The sequence below is a fragment of the Arthrobacter sp. KKT183 genome (assembly GCF_055657625.1).
The window spans coordinates 1,532,738-1,556,853 of sequence record NZ_CM145770.1; the positions used below are offsets into that span (position 1 = coordinate 1,532,738).

Consider the following 24,116-nt stretch of genomic DNA (forward strand, 5'->3'; position numbering starts at 1 on the left):
AGCTTCGAAGAGAGACCATTGTGACCTCCACGAAAGACCACATCTACAGCGCAATCATCATCGGCGCCGGTTTCGGCGGTCTGGGCCAGGGAGCCCAGTTCGTCCAGGAAAGCGTTGAGGACTTCCTGATCCTTGAACGCGGCGAGGATGTAGGAGGCGTATGGCGTGAGAACACCTACCCTGGCGCCGCGTGTGACACTCAGGCGCTCGTGTACTGCTACAGCTACTTCCTCAACGTCAAGGTATCCCGGATGTTCGCCGGCCAGGAGGAGCTCCAAGGCTACCTGCGCTCCATGGTGCAGGAGTTCGGGCTGAATAAGCACATCCGATACGGTCAGGACATCACAGCATCGGAGTGGGATCAGGCTCGCTGCCTCTGGACTGTTCATACCGCGGACGGCTCGCAGTACCTCGCCCGTTCCGTCGTGGCAGCTTGGGGCCAGCTGAACGAGCCCAATATGCCTGACTTCCCGGGGACGGACACGTTCGAAGGCGTGGCTTTCCACTCCTCGAAGTGGCGGCACGATCTCGATCTGACAGGCAAGCGGGTCGCATCCATCGGTTCAGCCGCCACAGCGGTTCAGTACGTTCCCGAGGTTGCGAAAATCGCATCGAACCTGACTGTATTTCAGCGCTCAGCCAACTACATCCTCCCCCGCGACCAGTACATCTTCAGCGAGGAGGAAAGCAGGCAGTTCCAGAAGAACCCGGACGCATACCGAAAGCTGCGCCAAGAGATCCACGAGTTTCGTGAAGCGGGATTCGAGCGGACGCGACGCCACACAGCAGCGTCCGAGGAAGGCGTGCAACTCGCACGCGAGCACCTCGAGAATCAGGTGTCCGATCCTGAACTGCGGGCCAAGCTCACCCCTGACTACGACTTCGGATGCAAGCGTATTCTGAGAAGCGACGATTTCTACCCCGCCCTGACCCGCGGCAACGTGGAACTCGTGACCGAGGCAATTACCGAGTTCACGCCTCGCGGAATTTGCACCGCTGACGGCGTCGAGCACGAGTTCGACGTGGTCATCTACGCCACGGGCTTCCATAGCCATGCCTTCCAGGGATCAATGCGCGTTTCAGGACGTGATGGCATCCGCCTCGAAGAGCGGTGGGGCAACGCACCAGAGGCATATCTGGGCATCACTGTCGATCAGTTCCCCAACCTCTTCCTAATCTATGGTCCCAACACCAATCTGAACCACAACTCAGTGGTCTCCATGCTGGAGGCCCAGCACCGCTACATCGCCCAGGCTGTCGAGTACATCGCAGCCGATGAATCGAGGGTATTGGAAGTGGATCGGGCTGTGCTCGACAAGTACAACGCTCACGTTCAGAACGAACTCGAGAAGTCCGCGTTCTCCTCGGACTGCTCCTCCTGGTACAAGAACGAGGACGGACGAGTCATCAACAACTGGTGCGGAACGGTGGAAGAATACCGGGCGAGCACCCATGACCTCCAACTCGATGACTACCTTCAGCTGGCCGAATCCGGACAGGCAAGGTGACCCATCCAGACCCTTTCAGCCGGAGGCCTGTCGCATCAGACGCTGTAGGAGTTCTGGAGGCATTCCGCTCATCCGGGGGGCGCTCATTCCATACTTATCCCGTCGAACAGGTACGGGAGCTCTATGAGCAAGGGTGTGCGGCCAACGGTCTGAGCGGTGATTCGCTGTCGTCGGTAACGGATTTCAATGTCGACGAGTTCAAACTGCGGATCTATGACCCGCGCCCCGTCGGAGGACCCACCCCCGGCGTGCTATTTCTCCACGGCGGAGGGTGGGTTATGGGCAGTCTTTCAACTCATGACGGACTGTGCCGGCGCCTGGCGAGCCTTACGGCGCTGCCAGTCATTGCGGTTGACTACCGTCTGGCCCCAGAGCACCGCTATCCGGCAGCGATCGACGACTGTCGCACTGCGCTGCGTTGGTTGTTCTCAGCCGGTAATGAGCACGGCCTGGACGTATCCCAGGTCGTGCTCGTCGGTGACAGTGCTGGAGGACAGCTGGCCGCTGTCCTAGCAATTGAGAACGCGACCGCAGCAGATCCGCTGCCGATCGCGGGCCAAGTCCTCATCTACCCCATGGTGGACCTGACCATGGCATCACCCTCCTACGGCCGAGTCACCAAGGGATTCCCTCTCGTTGCTGACACTATCGCTTGGTTCGCGGACCATTACCTGCCGGAGGGGATAGACCGTTCTGCCCCAGAAATCAGTCCCGCCCTCGCGCAACTCCCCGTCGGCCTTCCACGAAGCCTCGTTATCACTGTGGACAACGATCCGTTGGTTGACGAGGGGGCGAACTACGCCGCGTCCCTTGCTCAAGCAGGAACTGAGGTCCGGTACCAACACCTACCGGGGTACGCCCACGGAATGTTGACCTCCGCAGGGCGTATCCCTCGTGGTGAACAGTCGGTTGAGGACATCGCCGGCTTCATCAGGTACGCACAATCTGACTGGGATGGTGTGCATTTTGGGCGGGAGTGAGGCGCTCGGTCCGGTGACCACCAAGCAGACAACTCTATGGATGGTGGTGGTCCGAGGGATTCCCCTCACGGCCATCACCATCTCACATTATTTAGGAAAGCACTGATGACCACCTCCTCCCTTATTGATCTTCTTGACGTCTTACGCAAGCTTGAGGCCGAAGTTCTTGCTTCTATGCCTACCGGCCTGCTGGTCGGCGGCCAGTGGCGGTAGGCGTCCGATGGCGGCACTTTCGACGTACATGATCCCGCGACCGGTGAGGTACTTGCGACTCTTGCCTCGGCGACTAGTGAAGACGCGGTGGCCGCCCTCGATGCCGCCCAGGCGTCCAGGCGTCCTGGGCGCGCACCGCTGCACGGGAGCGTGCCGAAATCCTGCGACGCGCATTCGACCTGGTGACTGCGTGCCAATGACTTCGCACTGCTGATGACACTGGAAATGGGAAAACCGCTGGCTGAAGCACACCGCGAAGTGACCTACGGCGCGGAATTCCTGCGCTGGTTCTCGGAGGAGGCCGTACGCGACTACGGCCGCTACCTCACCACCCCCGAGGGCAAGGACAAAATTCTGGTCCAGCGCAACCGGGCGGCCCGTGCCTGCTTATCACGCCGTGGAACTCCCGCTGGTGATGGCGACCCGGAAGGTGGCGCCCGCCGATCGCTGCCGGCTGCACCATGGTGCTCAAACCGCGAAACTCACACCGCTCACAGCCCAGCTGTTCGCCCAAACCACGCTCCGACGCCGGCCTGCCCGCCGCAGTGCTCAACGTCGTCGCCTCCGGCATCTACGGACCCCTGCTGAAACATTCCCGGCAGCGCAAGATCTCCTTCACCGATTCCACACCGGTGGGCAAGCGGCTCATGGCCGATGCCGCACAGAACGTACTGCGTGGCACCATGAGATCATGTGTCCACGATGTGCTGAGACAGGACACACAAAGCTATGAGACCCAGCGTCCATGAAGTGGTGCGGTCCAGTGTCTACGATGTTGCGAGATTACACACCAAGTCGCCAGACCGCCAGTACCATCCGCCCCTACCGACATCGTGGACAGGGTGTCTCACGACATCGGAGACAGCTGCATGGGGTGCTTGTCTGTGACATTCGATGAATGTCTAATCCTCTTTCGCCTCAGACTCGTGCCGCGATTATCAACTACGATCCGACCCAGCCGCTCGCCCTGTCGGTCAGTGAGTTCTGCCGCTCGGTGAAGATCTCGCGCAGCGTGTTCTACAAGATCCGCGCTCGTGCGGCACACGAGTTAACGGCAGCGCTGCATCCGCGCTCCCGCGCACTGGGACGGCCAGCCAGTCGGTACGGGCCCACGGTCGTTAACGAGCTCGTGAAGATCCGCAGACAGCTCAAGGCCGATGACTGAGACTACGACCCCCGCTCGGCCGCGGCCGTTATCGACTGGGCTTCCCGTTACCGTCAGCGCGGACCGGCCGGTAACGGTGCTTCGAGCCGGGCCCGCCACTGTCCGCCTCGGACGCACGCACGCCCGCCCGGACGTAGCGGCGGATCATCGCGATGCGGGTCAACCGGCAGGGGGTCCGGCGAGGATCGGGTACGATCTCGGAGTGCATCCCTCAACCGTGCACCGGGTCCGACCCGGTACGGGCTGGCCAGGCTATGTTGGCTCGACCGGGCGGGCCGGACAATCCGCCGCTACGAACACACTGCACATTGCTCGGACCGAGGCCTTTCGTCTGTCTAAACACATTCTGGAACTGGACGAGCAGCTCATTGGCCAATAAGCTGCAGCTGGATCAGCTGGTCAAGGCCAGTAAGGCTGCACCCTTGCTGCTGAAATAGAAGGGGTTCGGGGCGATCAGTGCCGCGAAGTGCCTCACCGCGTGATCACACGAGGGCAGGGTTCGTAGCGAGGCGTCGCTTGCTTCTCTGGCTGGGTGAACCCAATTCCGGCGTCTTCCGGGAACACGGCCAGACATCGGCTGAACCGGGGCGGCGACAGGGGCTGAACAGCGGGCTGCACATGGTCGCCGTCACGAGGATGACCCACGATCCTACAACCCGTGAGTACGTGGAAAAGCGACGGGCAGGAGGTCGGAGTGAGAAGGAAATCCGCCGCTGCATCAAACGCTATTTTGCCCGCCGTATCTATCGAACACTCAATGCCTCATCCGCGACTTGACAGACATAGAAGAGTCCACCGAGGCCAAACCTCACTCAAGGTCAACCACCAGCCAGCCGCGTCACCAACCTCTCCTAGCCGTCTTCGAGCTCGACAGGTGAAGCCGCAGCCACAACGCGAACAAGGGCCCGCTCCTGAAATCGGGCGGGCCCTTGTTATGACTCCCGGGGAAACCGAGGCCATCACCGAGCTATTGGCTGGAAGACCTGCTCAATCCCGTGCGGCTTGTTGGCTTCACCTGCCACAGCACACCATAGATGACCGCGGCGACAACCACGGTGAGTATGGGACCCCAAGTGGAACCTATGCCCGCCAACTCCGGATTGATTTGTCCAAGCTGCAACATGAAGATGCCAACCACCGTTGCGGTGGTCCAAGCAATGAGGCCGTTCGTGTTGATCGCTTTGTAGTGCCGATCCTCAATGGCGCTGTGCTCCTGCCTTTTGCCGCGGCTTAGGACAATATGGGTGAGCGCGATGGCTACCCACGCCGTCACGAGCACGCCCTGCCAAGCGAGTGCGAGCAGCAAGTACTGCACGATCGGGAGCAGCATAAGCAGGAAGATGATTACCGAAGAGAACAAAACCCAAACGAGGTTCGGCATCCTGAGACCAAAAACACGCTCGCCAAAAACCTTCAAATTTGCGGCACCGAGATAGTAATTCGCCGTGTTTATGCGGGTTTGCGACGCGAACACGATGAGGAGCCCAAGGATGCCCATCATCTGTACGATCCCCCCCGCTACACCAGTCTCGGTCACGTCCATACCCGGGATAGTGAAGGTGAGAAAGATACCCGCTACGGCAGAGAAGCCGAACGCGAGAACGTTGAAGACGGGACCGAAGGAGACCCACTGGTGGAACTTCGTGTCTTTGCGCTTACCTAGCGAAGCAAAATCCATCGTGAACATCATGAGGATCCATACGCCCATATATCCCACGAAGGTTGCTAGCCAACCTGGGCCGCCAAGAGCAAACTGAATCGGAGCTTCAGGTGCCTGAGTCAGCCAACTTTCGTTGTAGCCGTACAGAGACGCGGCCCAGATGACCGCGGCGATCAAGCCAAAGAAGTAGATCGGCAACAAAAACCCGTTAAGTTTGTCGAGGAATCGGCGCACACCGCCGATGATGAGCGGCGTGGAGTAGGTCACAACAATGAGACTCCACATCCACATCTCTCCGCCGAACTGGGTTTGGAAGGCGTATGCAACGATCGAGCCTTCGAACACCGCGTAGTAAATTGCGATGAGTGCGAAGATAATGGTCGCGATAGATGACCCCGCCGTGCCAAGAATTGTGCGCGAGAATTGCGCGACCGTGGTGCGATTGTTGATCGCGTACTTCGAAAGGACAGCGTTGATGACGCTGTAAACAATGATCGTGAGTGCGATGCCGACGAGCGCATTTGCCGTGCCGTATGCTACGGCCATCGCGGCGCCGACATAGACGTAGAACATGGCGCTAGCGACGCCATACCAGGCCATGGTTAGAGAGCCGCGGCTCATCTGATCGTCGTCGTTGCCCTCCCGGGCAAGCGCATCTGTTGCTTCGACGTCATCATTAGAGCCAGTCAGACTAGTTGACACGGTGATGCCTCCATTGGTGAATGAGTAGTGTGATTCTGCGGCGTCTCGCTGTGAAGCTGCTGATACAGCATTCTGTCCGGGTGACGGATCCGGATGCCCTCCCTGGTTCTGATATGGGTGAGCACGAGACGCCATGGGTGTTTATGAAAAATATCTCTTGGTTTATCGAGCTTGTGGCCACAAATCGAGGTACAAAGTAGGGGAGGGACCGGTGGGTTACCCGCCCCGTCACGCCAAAGGAAATTGGCCAGGTGCTGCACTTACGCGCTCCAGTGTGCGACGGATCGGCGTTGCATTTGTTCGCGATGCTGGCGCGTAGTCTTCGCGAAGAGCTCGCCAGTTCCCCAGTCGAGGATCACGCCGTGGCGACGGATGACGTCGAGCATGTCGATTTCACCACCGCAGTACTTCCGAGCGACATCGGCGGGATCAGCGTTCATCCACTCGCGGCGGTGCTCGCGTATCCACTCACGCATCGCGGTCGTAGCCTCAGAGTCGATCTCGTATTCGTCGAGTTCCGGATTGATAGGTGTGATTACCACGCCGTAGTCCTTCGCAGCACGCTCAACCGAGACGTATTCGTCAATGACGTCCTCAAGAACCTCCTCTGATGTTCGCTCCAGTGGGTCTCCGTAACCACCACCTCCGGCCGATGGACGGTAGAAGGTATCGCCCGGGCCTACAGGTACCGACGAGAAGATAGAGCCGAGGAAGCGCTCGTTCTCCGTGCCCCGATTCAGCCAGACGCCGTGAGGGATGGACGGTAGCCCGCCCTCGATTCCCCATGTAATGGATCGCGCTCGATCGCAGCAGTAGCTCATGACCGTCGACTCGGCGTCGGTGAGCGTGCCCCCCTTTTCGATCCCACAACCGCCACGGTATCGGCCGGGGCCGCCCGAGTCTGTGCCGATCTGGTGCATGTTTGTGATCACGGGCGAAAGGCGCTCCTGGCCTTCGCAGGGCTGCACGGCGAGGCCTACTCCGAAGACTGGCGCAGTCGCACTCGAGCCATCCTTGCTGATCCGGCCTCCCCAGCCTCCGGCCATCCAGTCGTACCACATGAATCTCGCCTTATCCTCGGTGCGCGCGTCATGCCCCCCGACCAGCAGGTACTCAAGATTGAACGAGCACGCCATCGCACGATCCTTCATGATTCCGGACCACAGCTCGAAGATCCCGTTCATAATTTTTTCATAGGGCCCCGCCACGGTGCCGGTGACTGCAAGCGGCCAGCCAGCATTCACTACGGTCCCCTCAGGCCCAATGTCGGCAGTAACAGCCGCGTAGAATCCCGAGTTCAGGGGAACGTCAGGAAAGAACGTTTTCGTGCCAGCGTATATCGCAGAAAACGTGGAGCCGTAGCCGGAGTTGAGGAACGCTTTAACTGCGGGGCCGCCCTTAAGGTCGTAATGCATGCCCTTCCCATCGAGGGTCAGCGTGACCTCGACCGGCACGAGACCCTCTTCGGCGCCCGGGTCTAGATCGAGATAGTCGACCGTACTCCAGGTGCCTCGCGGCAGCTCGGTGAGCCGACGGCGTACTGTGCGTTCGACGTAGTCTTGCGTCTCCTGCATCGCAAGGGTTACCGTATCGATGCCATAACGCTCGACCAGTCGTAGCACCTCCCGTTCGCATACCGCGGTAGCTTCCGATTGGGCGTGGAGGTCACCCATCGCCTGATCGGGAGCGCGCGTGTTCGACACGAGCAGCTGCGCTACATCGTGAAGGTAAGCGCTCTTTGACCAGATTCGCACCGGCGTAATCCGAAGGCCTTCGCTGAAGTGTTCTGTCGCGGACACGTCAAAGGATCCCGGGACGTTCCCGCCGATGTCGGCCCAGTGGCCTTTGTTCTGAGCGAAGGCAATGATGCGGCCCTCAGAGAAGATGGGACGCACAAAGGAGACATCGTTGAGATGCGTTCCGCCTCGGTATGGATCATTGATGGCGAAGACGTCGCCGGGGTGGATGTCGTCGCCGAACTCTTCGATCACAGCCTTGCATTGGAAATGCAACGTACCCACGTGTACAGCGATGTCAGCGGACCCTTGCATAACGGTGTTCCCGGTAGCATCGCATAGCGCAGACGAGAAATCACGTGAGTAGATGACGAAGGAGTAGCAGGTGCGCAAAATCTGCTCGCTCATGAGGTCGACACTCGTGGCAAAGGCGTTTTTCAGCACCTCGAACGTTACTGGGTCAAGGGTGGTCTCCCGCGCCAGGGTATTGGAGGGCACAAAGGTGTCGGTCATTAGTTCTTCTCCTCGAAATGAATACGGATGTTCAACCACTCATCGATCTCCGCGCGGGTCGAGGGTGGCACAACGGTGGTTGAATCGAACTGGCTGATGATGGCGGGACCCGTGAATCGGGTACCGGCGGCAAGCTCGTCCCGTTCATAAACTGGTGTGTCGAGCCAGCCCTCGTCCCGGAAGTAAACAGGTCGACGCTCGATCGGCTCAGTCGGCTCCTGCAGGAGCGATTCGGCAGGGCGGAAGGAGGGCTTCGGAATCTTCCCGACGGCGGAGAGGTGCAGCTGGTAGACCTCTACAGGTGTCTCGTCCTGACGGAAGGAAAACTCACGCTCATATTCCTCATGAAAAGTATGGAGCGCTTGCTCCATCGCTCCTGGTCCACTGCCCATTGGCACCTGCAGAGACCGCCACTGACCGCGGTAACGCATGGAAATCTTACGCTGCAGGATTGCGTTTTCATCACTGACCCCTTCGTGACGAAGCCGTGCGGACGCTTCCGTCTCTAGGCCAACGAATGCCTCTTCAACGGCGTCTTCGTCGGTCCCATCCACGAGACTCGTGAACATCTGCGCGAAATCATGTTGGATGTCGACGAGCAGACATCCCATGGCCGAGGTTACTCCTGGGTTCGGTGGGACGATCACAGACGGAATACCGAGCTCTCGGGCAACGTCAACGCCGTGGAGAGCGCCCGCTCCGCCGAAAGCAAGCAGGGCGAAGTCTCGAGGGTCGTAGCCTCGGCGAATTGAGACAAGACGCACGGCGTCCGCCATGTTCGCATTGGCGACCGAGATTATCGCTTGTGCTGCCTCCTCAAGGCCCATGCCAAGGGGCTTTGCGATGACTCGGTTGATTGCCTCCTCCGCCAGCGATCGATTTAGCGTCATCGCTCCACCCGCGAGCGAAGTGCCGAGCCTGCCAAGCAAGACATTTGCGTCGGTATTGGTTGGCTGTTCTCCGCCCGTGTCGTAGCATGCGGGGCCGGGTTCCGCGCCCGCAGACTGCGGTCCATTTCGGAGGGAACCGGCGATATCGATGTGGGCGAGTGATCCCCCACCGGCACCGATGGTGAGCACCTCGATCGAAGGGAAGATAATTGGGTGGCCGTACTCGACTTGCCACTCTTGTGTTATACGGAGCTCCCCGCCTGCTACCAGTGAGATGTCTGTGGAGGTGCCGCCCATGTCTAGGCTTACCGCGTTCTCGTACCCACACTGCTGCGCGATGTGCTTCGCCGATATGGCGCCAGCGGCGATGCCTGAGGCGGCAAGGCGCACGGGGAACTTCTCCACAAGACGTGGTGTCATGGATCCGCCACCCGAGTGCAGAAGCAGGAGGTCTCCCTGATAGCCGCCGTCCCGGAGCTCATCAGCGAGACGGTTCACATAGCCGGAGACCAACGGAGCAAGCACTGCGTTCGACACGGTTGTATTGAACCGTGGATATTCGAAGATCTCAGGAAGAACCTCGGCCGATGTGGAAACGGTCGCGTCGGGAATCACCTCCTCAATGATTTCGCGCATGCGGATCTCATTGGCTGGGTTCGCGTATGAGTTGAGGAAACACACCGCTATGGTCTTAACGCCGCGGCGTTTCAGCAGTTCGGCGAGCTTGCGGGCCTCCTCCTCATCAAGGCGGGTGATCGAGTGGCCTAGATAGTCTGTTCTCTCAGTGACTTCGAACCGATCGCGACGGCGAATGTAGGCTGGAGACACATCCTTATAGGCATCCCAGAGGTCGTCTTTCGTACCATCTCGAATCTCGAGGATGTCTCGGAAACCGCGCGTCGTAACTAGCGCCGCCGGCGGGAAGTTCCTAGTGATAAGTGCGTTGGTCGCCACCGTGGTCCCGTGCGAGAAAAGCGACACCTCCGACAGATTGATTTGTCCCCGCTCGACACCATTCATGACGGCGATCATCGGATCATAAGGTGTCGACGGCACCTTCGTGACGCGCATTTCTTTGCTTTCCTCGTCGAAGATGCAGACATCGGTAAACGTGCCACCCACGTCTACCGCAACTCGCACTTTGCCCATCGGTTTCTCCTAAGATCTTCATGAAATGAGTGGATTAACCTTCGCCCGCTATGAGATCTGTGTCACTGTAAATTAGAACGATTGCTGGAGCGTGGCTTGTAAAAATAACCAAAATGGCACATGATCGATGTGTGGATATCCCCAGCCCCGGGTCTTTCAAGCTGCATTCTGAAGGGCCGACCGCCGAAACAGTACGTCTTCGCGCCACACTTGAGATCGCGAACGCCCTCCTCGACGCAGTGTCTTCACAAGACCCCGTTCATGCCCTTACATCGCGCATAGGCATGATCTGCCGCGGAGCCGCTACCATTTATGATTACGAAGGTAAGATCGTCGAGAGCGTGGGCGGGGCTCCGACTCAGCTCATTTGGAACGAGGTCGAAGGGTCAAATCAACCCGAACTCGTCCTCGAGATTGGGCGTTGGCACGTGATGACGCGCCGCGTAGCCCTCCGGGCAGGGATCCACGTGATTGCGATCGCCAGTCGTAGTCTTGACACGCTCTCCGAAATAGGAGGGGTGCTGCTCGACACTTCAGAGCGATTCCTCGGAGCGGTCCACGGCATCCAGTACGGCGTGACCCTGCGAGACCGCCGCGACAACGAACAGCTCATCGCGAGTCTGCACGACGGCATCATCCCTTCACGCGAGCATCGTTTCTGGATCCGCGTTGCGCAGTTCCACTTCACGGCTTACTCCCCGCTGCGCGCCGCTGAACTCAGGCCTCTTAGCGGCAGTGCAGGTGCTAATAACGATGTCACACGCCTCGCTTCGCGCGCCCGCTCGAACGACATTCCCCTGCTCATCATGCTGCGCCGCGCTGAGCTGGAATCGCCAGCCGTAATCTCGGCGATCCTGCCGGCCACCAAACAGGCGACCCGGTGGCTCGACCTCACAGCATCCGAGTACCTCATCGGTGTCTCCGCCCCGTTTTCTGCTCTTGTCCAGGTCCCTGAGAGTGTGCGCGAAGCAGAAACGGCACTTGGCATTGCTGAAACTTGGGCCGCTGTGGCCCAAAGACCGGAATTGATCGGGCCCGTACGTATTGATGAAATCGACCTCTCCACCTGGCTACTTTCCCACGTGAATCCGGTGCAACTCCAGGCGCGAATTACCGCCACCTTGGCACCGGTGAACACAGAGCCCCTTCGGGAAACCCTCATCACGTATCTCGCAAACAACCAGAATGTAGCTCGTACCGCGGAGGCCCTGTATATCCACCAGAACACTGTGCGTTACCGACTAGGGCGCATTGAGGAGGCGATCGGATTACCCCTCGATTTTGCGCCTGCCTTAGCCAATCTGGTCCTCGCTCTCTATCCGGAGCTCGGACCTTCCACATCGGGTTCGAATGTTATCTCGACGCCCTAACAGGACGGGGTCCTTCGAAGCCCCTAGTCTGCATTGCTACGATAGTGCAGACGTACGGGCCTAAATCGAAAACGGTCCGAAAACTGGCTCTGACTAAGGTTTTATACGGGGAGCGGGACGTGTTGTTGGTTGCCTTGTGTGCCGATAGTTACCGATATGTCAACTAAAACCCGGCCGCCTATCCCTTCACCGCCGATCCAGGTCGAGGTCCGCCGGCAGAGGCGGAGCGGTCGTCGTTTGAACTAGGTTCATTTGGCGCTCTCCGGTGCAGTGGTATGGGGAGCACTGCCAAGCCTGGACCAGGCGGGCCTTGGGTCAGGGACCGGGCTCATTGGCGGCGTGCGTGGTGGTGCGACTGGTGGTGGCGTTGAGGATCGAGGCCAGGTCACAGTGCACGAACCGGCCGTGCAGCGCAGCAGTCCCGAGGGCCCGAGCCACGGCCGCGGTGCCGGCGATTTTTGCCAGGGTGACGGCTTCGGCCATTTTCACGTTCATCCGCTAGGTGCCGGCGGCGGCTGCTTCGATCAGCAAGGTCCGGGAGCCTTCCCCGAGGGCCGGGAACTCGGCCTCATCGCCGGTGCGGGCCTTGATGACTGTTAGGAGATACCAGCGACATCGACTGGTCGTCGACCTCGCCATTCTGGAAGCTCAAGCGCGCTATCCCCGAGCTTCCACGCGTCTTGCAGACGAGGTCCGAGCCGCGTCAACCAGAGTTAACGCGTCTTGGAAGGGCAGCCCTCCACGTCCTGCGATCCGCGGCGGTCATTGTCCGCTCACCTGACCGTCGAGGAGGCGGCGGTGACGGTTTCGATGCGCGTGATGTCGGCGGGCGACGGCTACAAGTACCTGCTGCGTACGGTCGCCGCGGCCGATGGTGACAGGTCGCTGTCGACCCCGTTGACGCGTTACTACGCCGAAGCAGGGAACCCACCGGGCCGCTGGCTCGGCAGCGGGCTACCAGCACTGGGGACCGGACAACTCCATGGAGGTGATCAGCTCTCCGAGCCTCAGCTCCAGCTCCTCGTGGGGATGGGCCGCGATCCGATCACTGGAGGACCCCTGGGTCGCGCATACCCCGAGTATCGGTCTGTCTCCGAGCGCGTCGCGGAGCGCGTGAAGGCTCTCGACCCGGCGCTCAGCCTTGGCGAACGTGGCGATGCTGTCGCCGCGATCGAGGCCGAGGAAGCCACACGGAGCACGCGCCGAGCTGTTGCAGGGTTCGACTACACCTTCTCGATCCCGAAGTCCGCCAGCGTCCTGTGGGCCCTTGCCGATGCCGGCACGCAAGCACTGATTGCACAGGCGCATCACGCAGCGGTTGCGGAGATGGTTGCATTCATCGAGCGGCAGGTTGCCGCAACTAGGGTGGGTGCAGCCGGCCCGTATGGGGCGGTCGCGCAGGTGGACGTGACCGGGGTGATCGCGACCGCGTTTGACCACTACGACTCCCGCGCTGGCGACCCTCATCTGCACACCCATGTGGTGATTTCGAACAAGGTGCAGACCGCGCAGGACGGGAAGTGGCGATCGTTGGATGGGCGGCCGATGCACGCCGCGACGGTCGCCTTGTCGGAGTTGCACGAGGCGGTCTTCGCCGACCACATGACCCGTGCCTTCGGGGTCGGCTGGGAGCAGCGGGACATGGGGGGCGACCGCAATCCTGCCTGGGCCATCACCGGCGTGCCGAAAGAGCTGGTGGCGGAGTTCTCCACCCGCGCCCGCCACATCGAGGCGGAGAAGAACCGTCTGATCGAAGAGTATGTCGAGCGCCACGGCCGCCAGCCCTCGACCGTGACGATCCTCAAGCTCCGCGCCCAGGCCACCCTCGCGACCCGACCCGCGAAGGAAGTCCGCTCACTCGCGGAACTCACGACCGACTGGCGCCGCCGCGCCACCGGCCTGCTGGGCGAGGACGCCACCACCTGGGCACGTCGCGTGACCTCGAACGACGCCCCATTGCTTCTGCGCGCCGATGACATCCCGCTCGATGTCATAGCTGAGTTCGGGCGTACAGTGGTCGAGACGGTCGGAGAGAAGCGGTCGACGTGGCGACGCTGGAACCTGACCGCGGAGGCCGCCCGGCAGACGATGGGCTACCGGTTCGCCAGCACCGAAGACCGCGAGGCGATCGTCGGCCTCGTCGTGGATGCAGCCGAGTCCGCGTCACTGCGGCTCACTCCGCCGGAGCTGGCGACCAGCCCGGCACTGTTCCGCCGCCCCGATGGGTCCTCGGTGTTCCGGCCGAAGCACTCGACGGTGTTCTCCTCCGAGGAACTCCTCGCCGCCGAAGACCGACTCCTGGAGCGCTCCCGCACCACGACCGGGCCGACCGTCACGCTGTCCGCCGTCGAGGAGGTCACCGCGAAGCCCGACCGCGAGGGACGACTCCTCGGGGATGACCAGGGTGCGGCCATCGCCGCGGTCGCAGTCTCGGGGCGTGTTGTTGATGTGCTGGTGGGGCCGGCGGGCGCGGGCAAGACCACCGCGATGAACAGCCTGCGCCGAGCGTGGGAGACCGAACACGGCAAACGATCGGTCATGGGGCTCGCGCCGTCGGCAGTCGCGGCGCAGGTCCTCGCTGACGATCTCGGGGTCACCACGGAGAACACGGCGAAGTGGTGGACTAACTATCAACACCATGGTGCCACGTTCCAGGCCGGACAACTGGTGATCATCGATGAAGCCTCTCTCGCCGGCACCATCTCCCTGGACCGCATCACCCGGGTCGCCGCCGAAGTCGGTGCGAAAGTCCTCCTCGTGGGCGACTACGCGCAGCTGCAATCGGTCGACGCCGGCGGGGCGTTCAGTCTCCTGGTCGCGGACCGTGACGATGCGCCCGAGCTGGTCGACGTCCACCGGTTCACCCACGAGTGGGAGAAGACCGCATCCCTGGCCCTCCGGCACGGGCGCGCCGAGGTCATCGACACCTACATTGACCACGACCGCGTCACCGGCGGCGAGGCCGACGCCATGAGTGATGCCGCCTACACGGCGTGGCGCGTCGACCGCGCGAAAGGGCTGGTGTCGGTGCTGATCGCGGAATCCCGCGAGGACGTGGCCACGCTCAACCACCGTGCCCGAGCCGACCTCATCCTCGACGGTGTCCTCCAGCCAGGCCGGGAAGTCGAACTGAACGGCGGCACCCAGGCAGGCGTGGGGGACACGATCATCACCCGCCGCAACGACCGCCGCCTCCGGAACGGCAAGGACTGGGTCCGCAACGGCGAACGCTGGACCATCACCGGCGTCCGCGACGACGGCTCCATCACCATCCGCAGGGCCGAGCGCCGGTTCGGCGGCTCCATCGTCCTCCCCGCCTCGTACGTGGCCGAGCACGTGGATCTCGGATACGCGGTCACAGCGCACCGTGCGCAGGGCATCACCACTGACACCTCCCACGTCGTGGTCGAGCCGACGACGACGCGGGAGAATCTCTACGTCGCCATGACCCGCGGACGCCAGTCGAACCGGGCCTATGTGGTCCTGAACCGCCCCGACGACCACGCCGCCCCACACCCCTCGGACAGCACTGACGCCACCGCCCGATCGGTGTTTTTCGGGGTGCTCCGGCATGTCGGTGCCGAGCTTTCCGCCCACGAGACCATCACCGCCGAGCAGGAGACCTGGGGGTCGATCGCACAGCTCGCAGCCGAGTACGAGACCATCGCCGCGGCCGCGCAGCACAACCGGTGGGCAGGGCTCATCCGCACCCGCGGACTCACCGACGACCAGGCTGAGGCCGTCATCGACTCCGAAGCCTTCGGCGCCCTCACCGCTGAACTGCGCCGCGCCGAGGCCAACCACCACGACATCGACCGGCTCCTGCCCCGCCTCGTCTCGGCGCGAGGATTCGAGGACGCCGACGACGTCGCCTCCGTCATCCACCACCGCCTCGCTCGGGCGACTGCCCACCCGGCTGGGTCCGGGCGCAACCGCAAGGCCCCGCGTCTCATCGCCGGCCTCATCCCACACGCCGACGGTCCCATGAGTCAGGACATGCGCGACGCCCTGGACGAGCGCCACCGCCTCATCGAAGCCCGAGCCGATGCCGTCCTCGACACCGCTTTGCAGTACCACGAGCCCTGGACCAGGGCACTCGGGCCGATGCCGAACGACGCACCCGGGAAACGTCTCTGGCGGCGGCGCGCACGGGCGATTGCGGCCTACCGCGACCGGTACGCCATCACCGACACCACTCCTCTTGGCACCTCACCCGATTCAACCGTTCAGAAGATCGACCGCGCCCGTGCGGAAGCAGCACTTCGCGCACTCAACACCCAGCCGAGCCCGGTCCCGCAGCGGCGACCCGCACAACGGATCAGCCCCGAGCGGGGCCTATAGGTGGGTTCCGCGCAGAGAAGAGGGCCTCGCACCGACTTCTTCGCATGCGAGGCCCCAAGGGGAACGTTGGGTAGGTTCCTACATGGATCGCGTCTGCCCGGTCGCGCTCGGCCTCTGCTTGCGGGAGAACTCCGGCCCCAGCTCCGAACGCTCGATCCCATGTTCCGGTGGGCGACGGGTCAGGTGCTCGACGTCCGTGGCATTCGTGACGACACGAGCCCTCCCATCACGCAGCAGCATGTGCGGTCCCGCGCTCGTCCCCGACGTCACCGGACCGGGCACCGCACCCACGCTCCGGCCCAGCGCATGTGCTTCGGCCGCGACCCGGAGTGAGCCTGAGCGCGCTCCTGCTTCGACGATGACGCTGGCTTCGGACAGAGCCGCCAGGAGTCGTCCGCGGGCCAGGAACCGATGCCGCGTTGGGGTTGCGCCCGGCGGCATCTCGCTCATCAGCAGGCCGACGTCTGCGACACGGTCCAGCAGTTCCCGGTGACCCGCCGGGTAGGGGCGGTCGACGCCACCGGCCAGTACCGCGACCGTGTCCCCGCCCGCACCCAGCGCAGAACGATGCGCCGCGCCCTCGATCCCATATGCGCCCCCGGCGACCACTACACGCCCAGCACCGACGAGATCGACGGCCAGCTCGCCAGCCACGAGTTGTCCGTAGGAAGTCGATGCCCGCGCGCCGGTGATCGTCACGAAGTCCTCCATCGGACGTGCGAAGAACGACGTCGCGCCTCGTGCCCACAGCACGTAAGGAGTGCGATCACCGAGATCTGCGAGGGCCTTCGGCCAGTGCTCGTCACCCGGTATCAGCACGGTGAAGCCGCTCTGATCCATGCCGTGCATCCGCTCCGCCACATCTTCCAGCCGGTGCGGCAGCGCCAGGCGGTCACGCCACATCATGGCCTCCACACGGTTCAACCCTGGGACCGCGTCCTCGTCGTCGACGAGACGCAGTGTCTCGATCGCGCCGACGCGGGACAGGACACGTCCGGTGACGCGATCATCTGGCTCGGCAAGGATCGACAGCAGCATGCGCGCGGTGCGCTGGTCGTGGGCCAGGCCGGTGATCGCGGACATGATCTGGGCTCCTTCTCGGTCGGATGACGTCGAGAAGGTGCACGGCACCGGTCAGAGGCGGGTACGTGCGGGCGGTTACGCCGCGACGGCGGGTCGGCGAGCGACCCGGTGATCCCACCCTCCGCGGCCCGGACGCGGAGCAGCAGCACCAAGCTGACCGGGCCCATGATCGCGAACTTCATCGCGTTCCAGACGCACAGCAGCACCAGCACATGTAGCCAGCCCGGTCCGCCATCCTCGATCAGCACTCTCAGGATGCCCGCCACGTAGAGGTAGGGGACGGCCAGCAGCATCGCCGGGACACCCCACTTGAGGCCGCGGCGCGTGCGAATCGCATCGAGCAGGATGTTCGTGGGCATGTAGCGGCGCAGGAAGTAGCGGGTGTGGACACTGGCGGTCCAGATCAAGCGGAACATGAGCGCAGTCCTCTCCTCGTCTCCGGCGACAAGGAATCAAGGAGGACCACTCCGGCCGAGGCCGTCTGGTCGTCCCACCGCGTCGGCAGTGGGTCAAGCAGGTAGAGGCCGCCAACTCCAAGATACCGCTGTTGCCCCTGCGATGGAAGAAACCCAGTGCGTCATGCGTCCTGCGTGGCTCCGTGCATCCGCTCAGCGAACGGGGTTCAATATATGCAACAGGTGAGAGGTTCCCGACGGCGCCCAGCGAGATGTTCGGGCTGGAGCAGAGGGAGCAGACAATGCCCGAGAGTCGACACCGGTATCTCTACGAGCGCCTCGGCGACCACGACTTCCAGCAGCTCGTCAGCGCTCTGCTCGCGAACCAGTTCCCCGATTACATCCCGATGGCACTCCGTCAGGCCGATGGCGGCCGAGACGGCCTGCGCAAGGTCGACGCCTCGAAGGTCCTGATCTATCAGGTCAAGTGGTCGGTCAGTGGCAAGGAGAAGGACCCGGTCACCTGGCTCGACCAGGTCGTCAGGAACGAGGAAGCCAGTCTGAAGCGTCTGGCCGCGCAGGGAGTCCGTCACTACACGCTGGTGACCAACGTGGGCGGCACGGCCAAGGAGGACTCGGGCACGTTCGACCGGCTGGACAAGAAGCTCCAGGCATACGCGAAGGAGTTCGGCTACGAGCAGATGACCTGCATCTGGCGCGAAGCGCTGAACCCATGGGTCGACAACGCCCCGACCGAGACGAAATGGGCCTACGCCGACATGTTGGCGGGGTGGGATCTGGTTCGATACCTCGTCGCCGAGCACGTCGGCGTAGGTAAGGATAAGGCGCATCGTGACCTGATCCGCAAGGTCGCCGCAGCCCAGTGGGAAGACGACAAGCGGGTCAAGTTCAGCCAGTCCGACGTGGACCGAGAGAAGGTCGTGGACCTTTTCGTTGATGTCACCGCTGATCGCGTCCACACCGCAGCCAGCCGACACCTGCAAGCACAAGCACCGAACGCAGTCGGTGGTGCCGCCGCCTACCTGCTGCGCGCACCGGCCCCTTTCACGCTCGTCCGCGGCGCGCCGGGGCAGGGCAAGTCGACGCTGAGCCAGTACGTCTGCCAAGCCCACCGCAGGTTGTTCATCCCCGAGGCCGAGCGGCCTGACTCGCTACCCAAGCTGGATCAACCACGTTTCCCCATCAGACTGGACCTGAGCGACTATGCACTCTGGATCGGCGGCAACAATGTGTGGGACCACTCCGAGGACCGCAAGCAACCGAAGGCCAAGGTACGTAAGGGCGAACAGGCGACGATCGAGTGCTTCCTCTCCGACCTGATGACGCACGAGAGTGGCGGAATCACCACCGACGCGAAGACAGTGCACGACATCTTCGAGCGAGTCCCCAGCCTCGTCGTGCTGGACGGGCTCGACGAAGTCGGCAGCGCCACCATGCGCGGCAAGATCGTCAGAGAGATCGACAAGTTCGTCGGTCGCGGGAAGGCCTACACCGACCCGCCCAGGGTCGTCGTCACCACGCGCCCCAGCGCCGGTGAGCTTCCCGAGCCGTCACCCAACCTGTTCGAGATCATCACCCTCAACCAGCTCACCGTCGAGCAACGTGACACGTACCTGCGCAAATGGTGCGCGGTCCGGGGGATTAGGGGCAAGGACGGTCGCGCCCTGCGGAAGAGCTTCAAGGACAAGAGCCGCGAGCCCTACATCAACGAACTCGCCGGCAACCCGATGCAGCTCACGATTCTGCTGGATCTCCTCCACCAACAGGGTGCTGCCACGCCCACCCAGCGCACAGATCTCTACGACAAGTACGTCGAGCTTCTCCTGGCCCGCGAAGCGAACAAGCACCCCAAGGCGGTGCGCGACCACAAGGAAGAACTGATCGAGATCATCCCGTTCCTCGGCTGGTACCTCCACGCACACACCGAGGAATCTCAGATCAACGGTCGCATGAGCGTGGACGAACTCAAGGAAGCAATGCGGCACTTCCAACGCACCTACGGCAACCGCGAGTCGATCGTAGACCAGCTGTTCGAAGGAGCGAGCGATCGCCTCTGGGCGCTGACCAGCAAGGTCGACGGAACCTACGAGTTCGAGGTCCTCTCCCTACGGGAGTACTTCGCGGCCCGGTTCCTCTACCACAACGCGGGCGAGGACAACCCAACCTTCGACAGCACGACCGTGCTACGCGAGCTGCTGCGTCGACCGTATTGGCTCAATACCGCCAGGTTCTACGGCGGCAACGCGAAGGGCAACGGCATCTATCCGCTGACCGCTGGGATCGAGGAGGAATTGGCGCAGAGCAAGTCGCCCGCGTCCTACCTTGCCGCATGGGCGCTACTCACGGACGGAGTCTTCCAGCGCCGCCCCCGCGAGGCACGCAAGGTCCTCACGGCACTCTGCTCAGACAGGGGGATCGCGATCCTGCTGTCCGCACTCGACCGCCGTGACATCGTCGCCCTGCCCGAGCTGCCGGACCTGCCCGACGATGACGGTGCCGATCCCACCTGGGCGCGCCTCACCACGCAGATCGGCAATGACCCGACGGACGGTGCGAACACGTGGCGGGTGCGAGCCCTGCGAGAACTGTTGAACCAGCGCAGCCAGTTCGCGGCATGGTGGTACGAGCAACTCACGGCAGCCATCGGCACACCTCAGCAGAACGCCTGGCTCAGGATCGGTGCTGAATGCGAAGCCGGCGCAGGGGTCACCGCATCGTTCGAGCGCATCGACCTTTCCGAAGGTGCCGCCGAACTCCTCCTGAGCGGTGGCCTCGTTCCGCCGCCCGGAAGCGCACTCGAAGCAGCACTCCTCAACGCAGTCTTGGATGGCGAGTGTCCGCGCGTGACGTCGACTCGATCCATGCCGGCACAGGTCGCCGTCGCCCTCTCTCCAGGAGACTTCCTCACGAACTCCAAAACGGGTTTTGTCGCCAGCGATGAGAAGACGAAACGTCGCCGAAGCGAGGCGATCAACCATCTCAGAAAAGCCGGATCTCCGTACGCGCAGATCGCCAAGCAACGAGCCTTCAAAGCCGGGCAGAAGGGCAGCACGTTCCCGTGGTCGGAGACCGCCGCCGCGCTGCACGCACACACCGGGCGCCGGTGGCTTGCCTCCGAGATCGCCATCCTCGGCGCCGCGTCTCCCTTCCCACCCGCCTACACCAAGAAGCCCGGTACGATGCCCTTCGGGAGCATGAGCCACCCCTCCGAGCTCCTCGCGCAGGCCCGGGCCAACGGCCGCAAAACCGAATGGTGGCGCGAGCAGTACGAGGCCCTCGACGACGATCTGGCCAGCGCGGAATGGGCACTCGCACTGTGGTGTACCGCTTCCGGTCCGGTCATCTCAGAACTGATGACGTTGTTGGAGACCGTGCTAGACCAGCTACCTGCGCCGCGCCGCAGCACCGTCCTTCGCGCTGCCGAACAGACGGCCCGTTACGGCTGGCTGAAAGACCGACCGGTCACCGCGGCGACGGACGACCCGGAGCTGGCCGCCCTCAATCAACTCCGAGCCCAGGAAGCATCGATAGCGGAGCGTGACGGTGCGATGTCCTCAGCCCGCGACAACTCGGCGGCGTCGACCTCGCTGCTCAGCGTGGCCCGAGAGCAAAAGTGGCTCAAAGTAGATGCCAGGCCCATGTATCGGTAGAAGCAGCAGTGGCGGCATCCCTGTTGTCATTGGCCTCACCGCGCTCGACCATGCGAGTCTCGTAGCGCCACGCCTTCGGCGAGAAGGTAGCTGCGCACAGTGCCCGCGGAGTATCCCAGGCCGATACCGACACGCTCCAGAGACTCACCCTCCGCATATCTACGCGTCATTTCATCCACCTCGGAAGAGGATGGTGTGGTGCGGCGGAGACGGACTCCCCGCGCGCGCAACAGAGACGCTAGACGCTGCCGGCTCACGCCGAAGTCCCGCACGATCTTCCGCAACGTCTCACCGGTCGCGTACCGGGCTTCAGCCATGAGCAGTTCCTCCTCGCTGATGCGTGCCTGCTGCCGGACGCGTGGAGCCTCGCGACGGGGCCGATGGATAGTGCGGAGCCGGATCGCGCCGTGCATTGAACTCATCCGAGCCAGGGGCGGGGCAAGTTTCGACACGCCTCCCGCTAGGTCCACCAACAATCCGCTGGAACACAGGGAAGTAGCCTGGTTTCAGCGGATTTTTTTCTGCCTGAACTCGCTCAACTCGGCGTTTACCCGGCGTTTTGCAATCGGAAGTGGACGATGATCCATGCGGTGCCCGCGGCTACCATCAAGCAAGTATGCCGAACGACCAAGAGACCTCGAACCAGTCAGCCGGCGGTTGTGTTCGGTGCATCGTAGACCGAACGACCGCGTAGCAAGAACCGCATCGAAAGCATCTTGCCTTATACGTCGTCCAACAATGAGGGGCAGCATTGTCGACGGCGATCGTGAATGTCAGACCTGCTTCATACACTGCGGAGCATGACAGATAATTTGCACCGACTCGGGCCGCTAGAGCGAGCGATTCGCACGAAGGACACGGAGCTGCTCCTTGCAACCGTCAAGAACCGTTGCCAGATCGACGCCGATGACCCGGACGGATGCTGGCTATGGAACGGAAGCATGCGAACCAACGGGTACGGATACTGCGGGCGTCATACAAGTAATCGACTCGTTCATCGTGTTGTTGCGTGGGCATCAAGCGGTTTCGCGGGCGAGTGCAACGAAATGCCGCCGATCCATCACATGTGCGGAGTGAAGCGTTGCTGTCGCCCGGAGCACCTCCTGCCGGTGACGGTTGTCGCTAACGTAGCTGAATCCCTTGCGCGCGCGGCGCATCTGAAACGAATAGCCGAATTGACGCTCGCGCTTGCTGAGCTAGATGCTAAGCATCCACTGCTGACCAATCCATGGTGGGGCAACGATGTGCGGTTCGAATTGCAAGCGCGCCCTGATCAGGGCGCGCCCGAGCGTTGGCGGGCGCTGCGCGCAGCCGAGAAAGCTGAGAATTCGGCAACCCGTAAGGCGCATGAAGCGCGTAGGTTCCGGCAAGTGCTTGAAGTAGGCCGATTGAAGAATCGTGGAATGACCACTAAGGGCGCTCTGGCGAAGGTTGGGCTAGCCCGTAGTGTGTACGACGACTGGCGCAAACGGCTGGCGCTAGCATCTTGAACGACACCTGGGCGGAGATTCGCTGTCAGAGCTGCTCCTAGTTTGTGTAGACCCAACCGGCCGACCGAAAGGGGCGCCAAATGTTCACGCGACTCAAGGTGATCTCCTACAGAAGGAAGAAGCGGCCAGATGGCTCTTCGTCCTGGCTGCTGACTAGTGCTGCTCTCAAGAGGGCGATGAGCGATCGGCCGGCTGCGCGACGCATGGGCATGGCGGAGCTAGACGTCCTGTCGCGGAGCGAACTGACGACCGACATAGACAAGTCAATAGCGGCCGATGCGATGGAATGGCTCAAGCGTGAGCGGAAGTAGCCGCCCAATCGCCTTCTTCGGTGACTGGCACGGTCACATGGGCTGGACCTTGGGCTGCATCAACGCAGCTGAGAAGGCTGGCGTCAAGACGATGATCAGTGTCGGAGACTGCGCCCTAGACTGGCCGGGGGCAAAAAGAGGTCGCTACGAAAAGTGCATCAACGGCATCTTGGAAGAGAAGGGGGTGCGCCTTCTGGTCAGTCCTGGGAACCATGATAATTGGGAAACCATCCTCAAATTAGAGCCCGGAGAGGACGGCTTGGCCCGATGGCGCTCGAACATTTGGATACTCCCGCGCGGTGGCCGCACGACAGTGGAGGGTCTGATCATTGGCGGGCTTGGCGGCGCTTTCAGCATCGATTTCGACCTGAGAACAGAGGGCAAGGATTGGTGGCCGCAAGAGGAGCCTACATTAGAGGAAGCCCAACGCCTGATCGAAGGCGGGCCCGTGGACGTACTGGTTACCCACGATGCTCCCCTGTCCCTACCCCTGAAGAGTGATCTTTTACTTCCTGCCGGTTTCATCGAGCGCGCAAATCAAACCCGCATCCTGCAGGACGATGTCGTTGCAAAGTTGAAGCCCGCGCACCTCATAGCGGGGCACTGGCACCAGCGCCGCATTCACGAGATCACGCATTTGAATGGTGAGGTCACCCGCGCCGACGTCCTGGCCAATGAGATGCACAACAGCGGTAACGCCATCCTGGTCCACCCATCTGAGGAGCGCCCGCTGAAGATCGAACCGTTGAAGGTAACCACCCGGTAGGCGGCCGAACCCGACGGCACCGTCACCTTCGAGGGGCGTACTTTAAGTACATGGACATCCGACGGGTCGTGCGGGAGCTCAACTCAATGCTTGGTCCAAACCTGGTCGCAGCGTTATCCGGGGCCCGAGATCGAGAGCAGCCAACGCTTTGGGCGCAACCTAATGGTCCCGAG

Annotated in this window: 14 protein-coding genes and 5 pseudogenes; 13 read left to right on the plus strand and 6 right to left on the minus strand. The window is 62.3% G+C overall.

Annotated features, from left to right (window positions below; genetic code table 11):
- The first annotated feature begins 20 nt into the window (after positions 1 to 20).
- From ACZ2GY_RS07300 to ACZ2GY_RS07330, 7 genes and pseudogenes are all read left to right on the plus strand, one after another.
- The gene (locus ACZ2GY_RS07300; protein WP_171587277.1) at positions 21 to 1,508 is read left to right on the plus strand and encodes an NAD(P)-binding domain-containing protein; all 1,488 of its coding nucleotides are present in this window, start codon (positions 21 to 23) and stop codon (positions 1,506 to 1,508) included.
- Between the two features lie 248 nt (positions 1,509 to 1,756).
- Positions 1,757 to 2,488 (plus strand): alpha/beta hydrolase, encoded by a 732-nt coding sequence (locus ACZ2GY_RS07305; protein WP_471673567.1) that lies wholly within the window; start codon positions 1,757 to 1,759, stop codon positions 2,486 to 2,488.
- A gap of 438 nt (positions 2,489 to 2,926) precedes the next feature.
- Positions 2,927 to 3,007: pseudogene (locus tag ACZ2GY_RS07310) on the plus strand (hypothetical protein); the annotation flags it as partial.
- A 155-nt stretch (positions 3,008 to 3,162) separates the two neighbouring features.
- Complete coding sequence (locus ACZ2GY_RS07315) at positions 3,163 to 3,450, plus strand: aldehyde dehydrogenase family protein (RefSeq protein ID WP_267313555.1); 288 nt, start codon at positions 3,163 to 3,165, stop codon at positions 3,448 to 3,450.
- Between the two features lie 149 nt (positions 3,451 to 3,599).
- Positions 3,600 to 3,860, plus strand: a pseudogene (locus ACZ2GY_RS07320) (IS481-like element ISAar27 family transposase); the annotation flags it as partial.
- Positions 3,861 to 3,902: 42 nt separating this feature from the next.
- Positions 3,903 to 4,184, plus strand: a pseudogene (locus ACZ2GY_RS07325) (IS481 family transposase); the annotation flags it as partial.
- Positions 4,168 to 4,643, plus strand: a pseudogene (locus ACZ2GY_RS07330) (transposase); the annotation flags it as partial. The pseudogenes ACZ2GY_RS07325 and ACZ2GY_RS07330, both read left to right, overlap by 17 nt.
- 190 nt (positions 4,644 to 4,833) lie before the next feature.
- On the opposite strand, the gene ACZ2GY_RS07335 reads toward ACZ2GY_RS07330, so the two are convergent.
- From ACZ2GY_RS07335 to ACZ2GY_RS07345, 3 genes are all read right to left on the minus strand, one after another.
- Positions 4,834 to 6,228, minus strand: a complete 1,395-nt coding sequence (locus tag ACZ2GY_RS07335; protein ID WP_171587273.1) for a purine-cytosine permease family protein — start codon at positions 6,226 to 6,228, stop codon at positions 4,834 to 4,836.
- A 260-nt stretch (positions 6,229 to 6,488) separates the two neighbouring features.
- Entirely contained in the window at positions 6,489 to 8,477 is a 1,989-nt protein-coding gene (locus ACZ2GY_RS07340; RefSeq protein WP_171587272.1) for a hydantoinase B/oxoprolinase family protein, read from the minus strand.
- Positions 8,477 to 10,516 (minus strand): hydantoinase/oxoprolinase family protein, encoded by a 2,040-nt coding sequence (locus tag ACZ2GY_RS07345; RefSeq protein WP_171587271.1) that lies wholly within the window; start codon positions 10,514 to 10,516, stop codon positions 8,477 to 8,479. The genes ACZ2GY_RS07340 and ACZ2GY_RS07345 overlap by 1 nt, the downstream gene beginning before the upstream one ends.
- 113 nt (positions 10,517 to 10,629) lie before the next feature.
- On the opposite strand from ACZ2GY_RS07345, the gene ACZ2GY_RS07350 reads away from it, so the two are divergent.
- Complete coding sequence (locus ACZ2GY_RS07350; protein ID WP_171587270.1) at positions 10,630 to 11,886, plus strand: helix-turn-helix domain-containing protein; 1,257 nt, start codon at positions 10,630 to 10,632, stop codon at positions 11,884 to 11,886.
- Positions 11,887 to 12,184: 298 nt separating this feature from the next.
- On the opposite strand, the pseudogene ACZ2GY_RS07355 reads toward ACZ2GY_RS07350, so the two are convergent.
- Positions 12,185 to 12,468, minus strand: a pseudogene (locus tag ACZ2GY_RS07355) (hypothetical protein); the annotation flags it as partial.
- 228 nt (positions 12,469 to 12,696) lie between these two features.
- Between ACZ2GY_RS07355 and mobF the strand changes: the two are divergent.
- Positions 12,697 to 16,227: a MobF family relaxase gene (gene mobF / locus ACZ2GY_RS07360; protein ID WP_090584813.1), complete on the plus strand. Its 3,531-nt coding sequence runs from the start codon at positions 12,697 to 12,699 to the stop codon at positions 16,225 to 16,227.
- Positions 16,228 to 16,305: 78 nt separating this feature from the next.
- On the opposite strand, the gene ACZ2GY_RS07365 is transcribed toward mobF, so the two are convergent.
- Positions 16,306 to 17,310 (minus strand): DNA-processing protein DprA, encoded by a 1,005-nt coding sequence (locus tag ACZ2GY_RS07365; protein ID WP_090584524.1) that lies wholly within the window; start codon positions 17,308 to 17,310, stop codon positions 16,306 to 16,308.
- Positions 17,311 to 18,007: 697 nt separating this feature from the next.
- Here ACZ2GY_RS07365 and ACZ2GY_RS07370 point away from each other — a divergent pair.
- Complete coding sequence (locus ACZ2GY_RS07370) at positions 18,008 to 21,376, plus strand: NACHT domain-containing protein (protein ID WP_090584815.1); 3,369 nt, start codon at positions 18,008 to 18,010, stop codon at positions 21,374 to 21,376.
- Between the two features lie 35 nt (positions 21,377 to 21,411).
- On the opposite strand, the gene ACZ2GY_RS07375 is transcribed toward ACZ2GY_RS07370, so the two are convergent.
- Positions 21,412 to 21,789 carry a hypothetical protein gene (locus ACZ2GY_RS07375; protein WP_471673357.1) on the minus strand — a complete coding sequence of 126 codons (378 nt, stop codon included), beginning with the start codon at positions 21,787 to 21,789 and terminating at the stop codon, positions 21,412 to 21,414.
- A 387-nt stretch (positions 21,790 to 22,176) separates the two neighbouring features.
- Between ACZ2GY_RS07375 and ACZ2GY_RS07380 the strand changes: the two genes are divergently transcribed.
- From ACZ2GY_RS07380 to ACZ2GY_RS07390, 3 genes are all read left to right on the plus strand, one after another.
- A complete protein-coding gene (locus ACZ2GY_RS07380) occupies positions 22,177 to 22,866 on the plus strand; it encodes an HNH endonuclease (RefSeq protein WP_471673358.1) in 690 nt (229 codons plus the stop codon).
- 176 nt (positions 22,867 to 23,042) lie between these two features.
- Entirely contained in the window at positions 23,043 to 23,177 is a 135-nt protein-coding gene (locus ACZ2GY_RS07385; protein WP_471673359.1) for a hypothetical protein, read from the plus strand.
- Positions 23,164 to 23,943 (plus strand): metallophosphoesterase, encoded by a 780-nt coding sequence (locus tag ACZ2GY_RS07390; protein WP_471673360.1) that lies wholly within the window; start codon positions 23,164 to 23,166, stop codon positions 23,941 to 23,943. The genes ACZ2GY_RS07385 and ACZ2GY_RS07390 overlap by 14 nt, the downstream gene beginning before the upstream one ends.
- Positions 23,944 to 24,116: the final 173 nt, after the last annotated feature.